The sequence below is a fragment of the Bacillus sp. mrc49 genome, from assembly GCF_002803435.1.
The window spans coordinates 1-8,590 of the sequence record NZ_PHNG01000651.1 but is presented as its reverse complement, the minus strand read 5'-3'; the positions used below and the strand labels follow the sequence as shown (position 1 = coordinate 8,590).

At 41.3% G+C, this 8,590-nt stretch carries 6 protein-coding genes and 3 rRNA genes; 8 read left to right on the top strand and 1 reads right to left on the bottom strand.

Annotation, left to right across the window (positions count from 1 at the left end; genetic code table 11):
• From CVN76_RS08535 to CVN76_RS08505, 7 genes are all read left to right on the top strand, one after another.
• Window positions 1-493, top strand: a 23S ribosomal RNA gene (locus CVN76_RS08535); the annotation flags it as partial.
• Between the two features lie 64 nt (window positions 494-557).
• Window positions 558-673, top strand: a 5S ribosomal RNA gene (rrf, locus tag CVN76_RS08530).
• Between the two features lie 792 nt (window positions 674-1,465).
• Window positions 1,466-2,671: an MFS transporter gene (locus CVN76_RS08525; protein ID WP_100530915.1), complete on the top strand. Its 1,206-nt coding sequence runs from the start codon at window positions 1,466-1,468 to the stop codon at window positions 2,669-2,671.
• A gap of 56 nt (window positions 2,672-2,727) precedes the next feature.
• A complete protein-coding gene (gene aroD, locus CVN76_RS08520) occupies window positions 2,728-3,489 on the top strand; it encodes a type I 3-dehydroquinate dehydratase (protein WP_100530914.1) in 762 nt (253 codons plus the stop codon).
• 65 nt (window positions 3,490-3,554) lie between these two features.
• Window positions 3,555-4,439 carry a shikimate dehydrogenase gene (aroE, locus tag CVN76_RS08515; RefSeq protein ID WP_100530913.1) on the top strand — a complete coding sequence of 295 codons (885 nt, stop codon included), beginning with the start codon at window positions 3,555-3,557 and terminating at the stop codon, window positions 4,437-4,439.
• 228 nt (window positions 4,440-4,667) lie between these two features.
• Entirely contained in the window at window positions 4,668-5,870 is a 1,203-nt protein-coding gene (locus CVN76_RS08510; protein ID WP_100530912.1) for an MFS transporter, read from the top strand.
• Between the two features lie 134 nt (window positions 5,871-6,004).
• Window positions 6,005-7,018, top strand: a complete 1,014-nt coding sequence (locus CVN76_RS08505) for a LacI family DNA-binding transcriptional regulator (RefSeq protein WP_100530911.1) — start codon at window positions 6,005-6,007, stop codon at window positions 7,016-7,018.
• Window positions 7,019-7,116: 98 nt separating this feature from the next.
• Here CVN76_RS08505 and CVN76_RS08500 read toward each other — a convergent pair whose 3' ends face one another.
• The gene (locus CVN76_RS08500) at window positions 7,117-7,674 is read right to left on the bottom strand and encodes a shikimate kinase (protein ID WP_100530910.1); all 558 of its coding nucleotides are present in this window, start codon (window positions 7,672-7,674) and stop codon (window positions 7,117-7,119) included.
• 591 nt (window positions 7,675-8,265) lie between these two features.
• Between CVN76_RS08500 and CVN76_RS08495 the strand changes: the two genes are divergently transcribed.
• Window positions 8,266-8,590, top strand: a 16S ribosomal RNA gene (locus CVN76_RS08495); the annotation flags it as partial.

Genomic DNA, 8,590 nt, shown 5'->3' with positions numbered 1-8,590 from the left:
ATGGAAGGGCCATCGCTCAACGGATAAAAGCTACCCCGGGGATAACAGGCTTATCTCCCCCAAGAGTCCACATCGACGGGGAGGTTTGGCACCTCGATGTCGGCTCATCGCATCCTGGGGCTGTAGTCGGTCCCAAGGGTTGGGCTGTTCGCCCATTAAAGCGGTACGCGAGCTGGGTTCAGAACGTCGTGAGACAGTTCGGTCCCTATCCGTCGCGGGCGCAGGAAATTTGAGAGGAGCTGTCCTTAGTACGAGAGGACCGGGATGGACGCACCGCTGGTGTACCAGTTGTCTTGCCAAAGGCATAGCTGGGTAGCTACGTGCGGACGGGATAAGTGCTGAAAGCATCTAAGCATGAAGCCCCCCTCAAGATGAGATTTCCCATGGCGCAAGCTAGTAAGATCCCTGAAAGATGATCAGGTTGATAGGTCAGAGGTGGAAGCGTGGCGACATGTGGAGCTGACTGATACTAATAGATCGAGGACTTAACCAACGCTTTTGAAAAAATGAAATACCTTCTTATTATCTAGTTTTGAAGGAACAACGTTCCTCATATGTTTGGTGGCGATAGCGAAGAGGTCACACCCGTTCCCATTCCGAACACGGCAGTTAAGCTCTTCAGCGCCGATGGTAGTTGGGGGTCTCCCCCTGTGAGAGTAGGACGCCGCCAAGCCATTAGAAAAAAGATCAGCCATCCGGCTGGTCTTTTTTTGCGCCATTATATGATCGTTTTTTGGGGGGGGAAGGGAAATCAACGGATAATTCGTCCTTCAATTGAAATAAATCGTCCCAGGCAGCATATAATTCGGCCTTCGATGAGATGATCCGTCCCAGACAGTATATAATTCGTCCTTCAATTAAATGGTTACTTGATTGGATATAAAATAGGTGGATTTCCTGTATTTTAGTTAAACAGAAATTAATTCAGAATTTGGTAACAGAAAATGCAAATGATGTTTCAATGACCGGGCGTCTATTATAGGGGAAGATGCTTGAGCCCCAATTGTTTGCAAGCAAGGTATAGCATGATAATAAAGTCAAAGCGAATTTTGGGGAGACCTTCGAATTCATAAATGATAGTGCCAGTATTTATTCAGGCCTATTTCATAGGTTTGACACAATTAAATTAGAGCAGTATAATAACTCAGGTAGAACGATATACTTAATTAAGTTAACAACATTACTTGGTGAGTTCGTCATTCAAAATATGGGTAAAGAAACTAGTAGAACGATATACTAAAATGCTCTGGTAGTAGAACGATATACCAACCAATCATGAACATTTAGTAGAACGATATACTACCCATATTTTTAAGTAGAACGATATACCAAGGTTAGCTGAATGTAGTTATTGTTTTAATCGCCGTAATTTGGTTCCTGAATTCATTATATGGGGCGAGGGGAAAACTTCTGAACGATTTAAGAATCAAATTACATTTGAATAACTATCATAGGGGTGTGTTTCATGAAGAATCCATTTATTAAAATGGCAACAGGTTTATATATTAGCTATTTTATTTTAGGTATGATCAATATCATTATCGGGTCGAATATGAAAAATTTATCGGAGCAATTGAATACGAGTGCTTCAGGTATTAGTTACTTGGTCTCCGCAATAGGAATCGGTAAATTGGTTTCATTGTTTTTTGCCGGCAGGTTGTCGGATAAATTAGGAAGGAAGCCATTTGTAGTTGCTGCATCTTTTATTTATTTAATCTTCCTCGTAGGCATTCCTTTGGCTCCAAACTATACATTGGCATTCATATTCGCAATATGTGCTGGTATCGCCAACTCATTTTTAGACGCTGGTACGTACCCTGCACTTATTGAAGCGTTTCAAAAGAAAGCGGGCTCGGCTACTGTATTGATAAAGGCTTTCGTCTCCGTCGGGGCGGCCCTGCTTCCAATCATCATGGCATTCTTCATCGCCAGGGATATGTTTTATGGCTATACATTCTTCTTGATGGCTGCTGTATATCTCGTGAATGGATTTTTCTTGCTTAAGGTTTCATTCCCAAACCATAAAGCGCCGATTGAAAACCAAGGTGAAGAACAAGCTGCAACGTTACAAGGCCAGTTCCTTTCAAAACCTAAGTTTGCCCAGGAAGGATTGGCGGTCATCCTTTTAGGATTCACATCAACGGCTTTATTCATGCTTGTACAAGTATGGCTGCCGAATTTCGGACAAGAAGTATTGGGATTAAGCCAAGCCAAGGCTGTTCAACTGCTTAGTTACTATAGCATCGGGTCCCTCGTTTCCGTCATTTTATTGGCAGTACTATTGAATAAGGTAATAAGACCAATTACCGTCATGATCATTTATCCAATTGTAGCTGCATTATCTTTATTAGCTCTCATTTACATCCAGCAGCCATTCATGACTGTTTTGAGCACTTTCCTCATTGGACTTTCAACTGCAGGGGTGTTCCAACTGGCCATGACAATAATTACTGAATTCTTCCCAGCAAAAAAAGGGACGATTACATCATATGTAAACATTGCGGCAAGTTCTGCTTTTATCATCATTCCTTTCGTTACTGGGATCATTTCTAAAAGCGCCGGTTTGACTGCAGTATTCTTATTTGACGTTGCCATTGCGATCATTAGCATTATCTTGGCTGTATTCGTTTCTTACAGATATAAAAAAGTAATTAAGGTTCCAGCCAATTAAGAAGGCGAGTACCATCGATCGCATACCAACTGTTAATGTTTAAGGGGGAATTGTCCATGCAAACCATCACCATCAGAGACGTAACGATTGGAGAAGGAGTTCCAAAGATTATCGTTCCATTAATGGCGACAACTGAAAAAGAGCTGCTTAAAGAAGTTGAAACGGTACATGCACTAGCGCCGGATATCATTGAATGGCGAGCAGACGTTTACGAAGAGGTTGAAAATTTAGAGGCTGTTGCGGAAATGATTGCTAAGCTTAAGCGTTCATTACCGAGAACCCTGATTCTGTTCACTTTCAGAAGCCATAAAGAAGGCGGCAACAAGGAAATCACTGAGGAGCTTTATTTTAGGCTGCTTCATACAGCCATCAGAACAAAGGCTATTGACCTTGTTGATGTAGAGCTGTTTTTTGAAGAATCGAAAGTAAAAGAGACAGTGAAGATAGCAGAAGATAATGGGGTCTACGTAATAATGTGTAATCACGACTTCGATAAGACACCGGAAAAAGAAGAAATCATTTACCGACTGCGTAAGATGCAGGAATTTGGGGCCCATATTCCGAAAATCGCCGTAATGCCCCAAAGTGTTGGTGATTTACTTGTTTTATTGGATGCCACCCATACGATGAAAACAAAATATGCCGACCGGCCGTTCATAACGATGTCTATGGCGGGTACTGGTTTGGTCAGTCGATTAGCGGGTGCGGTGTTTGGATCTGCTTGTACCTTTGGGGCTGGAAAAGAAGCATCTGCTCCGGGACAAATACCGGTGAGCCAATTAAGAAGTGTACTGGAAATCATTGATCAAAATATTTAATCCGTCGAATTTCTTCCAAGAAGGAATTTATATAAACTTATCAATTTAAACCAGGGGGAATCAACATGGAAAATCTAGCACGAATTAATGGGAAAACGGAATTAGTCGGTTTACTTGCAACGCCTATCGGACATTCTTTATCACCTGCCATGCATAATATGGCTTTTGATCAATTGGGATTGAATTGCGCTTATTTAGCTTTTGAGGTAGGAAATGAAAAGCTTGAAGATGCTGTGAAAGGAATGCGCGCGTTAAACGTAAAAGGGTTTAACGTTTCCATGCCGAACAAAATGAAAATCCTTCCATATCTTGATGAATTGGCAGACAGCGCCAAATTCTCAGGAGCTGTTAATACGGTTGTCAATGTTGATGGGAAATTCGTTGGTCACAGCACTGATGGAATGGGTTATACCCGGAACCTGAAAGAACATGGTATAGACATTAAAGGAAAGAAAATGACGCTTATCGGTTCTGGCGGGGCTGCCACTCCTATTGCCATTCAATCTGCATTGGAAGGCATAGCTGAAATCAGCATTTTTGCTCGTGATGATGCATTCTTCCCGCAAGCAGAGGAGAATGTACGTATCATCAATGAGGATATGAAGCATTTAAACGTGAAAGCTAACGTTTATCCTCTTGAAAATGTTGAACAATTAAGGGCTGAAATATTAAGTAGCGATATTTTGGCAAATGGTACGGGCGTTGGTATGAAACCACTTGAAGGGTTAAGCGTGATTCAAGATGAATCCATGTTACGTCCTGACCTAATCGTAACCGACGTTGTTTACATCCCGCGCAAATCGAAATTGATGGAACAAGCTGAAGCTGCTGGCGCTACTGCCATTAATGGTCTTGGAATGATGCTTTGGCAGGGTGCACTGGCCTTTGAACTTTGGACAGGACAACAGATGCCAGTCGAATATATCAAAGAGCAATTGTTTGCAGAATAAGGAGCTTTCACTTTGGGATTGACCTCCATTTATCATAATAAGGTTTGATACTTGAGGTAAACCTCGGAGCTAAGAAATACAGGGAGTGATTCCTTGTATTTCTTAGCATTTTTTTTTGAAAGTGGTTTTTCAGTTAAATGGATATCATATAGGGGAGACTTAAATACATTCAGTTTTTTAGAATTTTAGGGGAGTAAGATCATTGTGATTTATTATAGGGGTGTAATAATGAAAAAGTATAAAGCCGCATCTGGCATGTACATCAACTATTTTCTACTAGGGATGGTAAATATAATCCTTGCCTCAAACATGTCTTCGTTAACCGAGCAATGGAATACGGATTCCACAGGCATCAGTTATCTCATTGCCGCGATAGGGGTTGGGAGATTACTTACTTATGGGCTCTCGGGAGTGCTGTCAGATAAATTCGGCAGGAAGCCATTAATCATAACCTCTTCGTTCCTGATGGGAGTTTTTTTGCTTGGGATTCCGTTTTCCCCCACATACGAAATCGCGTTCGTGTTTGCGTTGCTGGCAGGAGTTTCCAACTCAGCCATGGATGCTGGTACATATCCGGCGTTAACGGAAATGTTTCCTGAATCGGCTGGGTCAGCGAGTGTCATGGTAAAGGCTTTTGGCTCACTTGGTGCCACGATATTGCCATTCATCATCTTGTTTCTATCCAACAATCATTTATTTTATGGCTTTGCCTTTTTAATTCCTGCTGCGATCTATTTCATTAACTTGCTTCTTATACTTTCAGCTTCATTTACGAAAAGTAAATCGGATGCTGCCAGTGATGAAGATGATTTTGAAAGGAGCCGATTTATAACCGAGCCTGAATTCTGGAGGGAGGGCTTGGCCTTGATCATTATCGGCTTTACATCGACTGCATTATTTACCGTTTCACAAATCTGGCTACCGAGTTTCGGTCACGAAGTCGCAGGAATGTCCCATGCAGGGTCGATTAAATTATTGAGTTATTATAGTGTAGGATCTCTCGTTTCCGTCTTGCTATTGTCCATCTTATTGAACAAATGGATCAAGCCTGTGACAGTGATCTTACTTTATCCAATGATAACGTTACTTACAGTCATCATCATCTTAACGGTTCATTCACCTACCGTCCTAAGCATCACTTCATTTTTTCTAGGCGCCTCGACAGCGGGGATATTTCAATTAACCATTGCCATAATGACGGAACTATTCTGGAGAAAAAAAGGGACCGTCACAGGTATCGTCGCAACAGCTTCCAGTTTGGCAAGCGTCATTTTGCCGATTGCAACAGGGTTAATTGCCAAGGGCGGGGATATATCACATATTTTTTTCTTCGATTGTTTTATTGCGACTTTAGGAATCCTGGCTGCAGCATTCGTTAATTATCGTTATAAAAAATTGACAAAGCATGAGATGATCAGTAGCCATGGGTAATGTTTGGTGAATCGATCGTTGAAAACCATATGTCCCAAAAGGAGGGGTATGCTAATGGGAACAACTATATTATTATAGTAAGAACATGATAATCATATATACAATAAAAATACATTCAAGATGGTGATGGAACTATGAAGCAATCCAAAAAAGCCCGAGTCACATTGCAACAGGTTGCGAAACATGCAGGCGTGTCCACTTCCACCGCATCCCTTATCGTTCGTAATAATCCAAGGATATCCGATGCGACACGGAAAAAGGTTTTAAAATCAATGCAGGAATTGGGCTATGTATATGACAGAGTTGCCGCAAATCTACGGTCTCAAAGTTCTGATACTGTAGGGATCATCATTACTGATATTTCTAACACCTTTTTTTCTGAATTCTTGATCGGTGTTCACGACGCATTGGATGAAGTCGGTTATACGGTGTTACTGGGGACCACATTCGATTCGGTCACCAAGCAAGACCATCTCCTATCAACCATGCTGGAGCATAGGGTCGGAGGATTGATTCTTTGTCCCGTCTCGGAAAGCACACAAGAGACAGTTGAGCGATTAAATGACATTGACACGCCAATGGTCCTTGCCGTTAGAGAATTGCCTGGAGTGAATAGCGACTATGTCGGGATCAATTATCCAGAAGGTGCCCGAATTGCCGTTGATCATCTTATTAAGAAGGGACATAAAAGAATTGCACTGCTTGGCGGAATCAGGGAATCTTCTACATGGATTGAGAGAATGGAGGGGTATAGCGAAGCCCTTTCAAATGCAGGCCTGGAAGTGGATGAATCGCTAATGATAGATAGTGCACCTACACGCGAGGGTGGACTGGAGGCTGTATTGAAAGTGCTTGAAAATCCCGAACCTCCAACTGCCATTTTTTGCTTTAGCGATTTAATCGCCTTCGGTGTCATGCAAGGATTAAGGATGAAAGGATATACTCCTGGAAAAGATATGGATATCATAGGGTTCGATAATGTTCCAGTAGCAGAGATCTATCATCCTCCTTTAACGACCATTTCCTCATTTCCTAGACGTACGGGAAAAGAGGCAGCGAACCTTTTGTACCAGCAAATGGAACAAATTAAACGTGAGCAGCAGCGGATCATATTAACTCCCGAATTGATTGTCAGGGAGTCTTCCTAATAAAGAATAATGAAAAGATGATTAGCTTACAGGGGATGGTAAACTGCCGCTGTATCCTTTTCATCTGATCTACCATTCTTATTTAATTTGGATGGGATTTACTTTAGCGGTTCGTAAATATCCCAGGCCACTTTTAGTGAATCGACTATAAAATCAGCCACTTCGTCTACATCAAGGTCATTCGTATTCACTTTTGAGTGATGATAGGAGTATATCTCCTGCCTGGTGTAAAAAAGTTCTTCGATTTCTTCAAGGGTGCGGCTTTGTAGGACCGGTCTGCTATCAATCAGCAATCCAATTCTCTCTTTCCAATAGTCCCAAGATAAATCGAGGTAAAAGACAATGCAATTGGATAAACAAATATTCCTTATATCCTCTTGTAAAAATGCCCCTCCGCCGACGGAAATTATTTTCAGTTGTTGTTTACTAAAGCCTTCTATCATGCTTTTTTCTTTTTCGCGAAAAACTTTTTCCCCAAACTCTTTGAAAATTTCTGTAGTGGGCATATTGAATTCCTTTTCAATCTCCCGATCTATATCCACAAAGTCCCTATATAGCTTCTGTGCAACCTTTTGACCGATCGTTGTTTTTCCAACCCCCATAAAGCCAATAAAAACGATACTTTGCATCCTCAAAGGTGTGTTTTTATTAATCATTTATAAATCCCTCTCCCAACTATTTTATAATGATTAAAAGCCTATCCTGAAATTTCTAAAATAAATTTATTATAGTACAAGAAAGTAAAATTGTAAAAAAAATATTTTTTAATATTTGGACAAAGAAAAGGCTGGGCTATATCGTTGTTAATCCTGGAATTGATGCTTGGAAATCATGTAAAGGAAGCAAGTTGCTTTTGGCATTGGGGTGAATATATTAGGATAAATGAATGATAAAGAAATTGCATGAAAACTTGTTGACTTTAAGGAACAAAAGGGATAATATAAATAAGCACCACATCAACAACTTCATCAGCTTTTGGTAAAGCACTAAAAGGAATAATAACTATTGACTTCTTACTATGAAAATGATAAGATGAAATGGTCGCTGAGAAACACAGCGATTTAAAATAAGTTAAAAACTTCGCAGAAGTTGACAACTAATCAATAGTGTGTTATGATGAATAAACAAGCCGTCGATACAGACGATTGTGAAAATTGCTCTTTGAAAACTGAACAAAACAAAGCGCCAACGTTTAAATTTTAAGTGAGCACACACTATTAAAAAAGCAAATGAGCAAGTCAAACATTTCTTCGGAGAGTTTGATCCTGGCTCAGGACGAACGCTGGCGGCGTGCCTAATACATGCAAGTCGAGCGAATCGACGGGAGCTTGCTCCCTGAGATTAGCGGCGGACGGGTGAGTAACACGTGGGCAACCTGCCTATAAGACTGGGATAACTTCGGGAAACCGGAGCTAATACCGGATACGTTCTTTTCTCGCATGAGAGAAGATGGAAAGACGGTTTACGCTGTCACTTATAGATGGGCCCGCGGCGCATTAGCTAGTTGGTGAGGTAATGGCTCACCAAGGCGACGATGCGTAGCCGACCTGAGAGGGTGATCGGCCACACTGG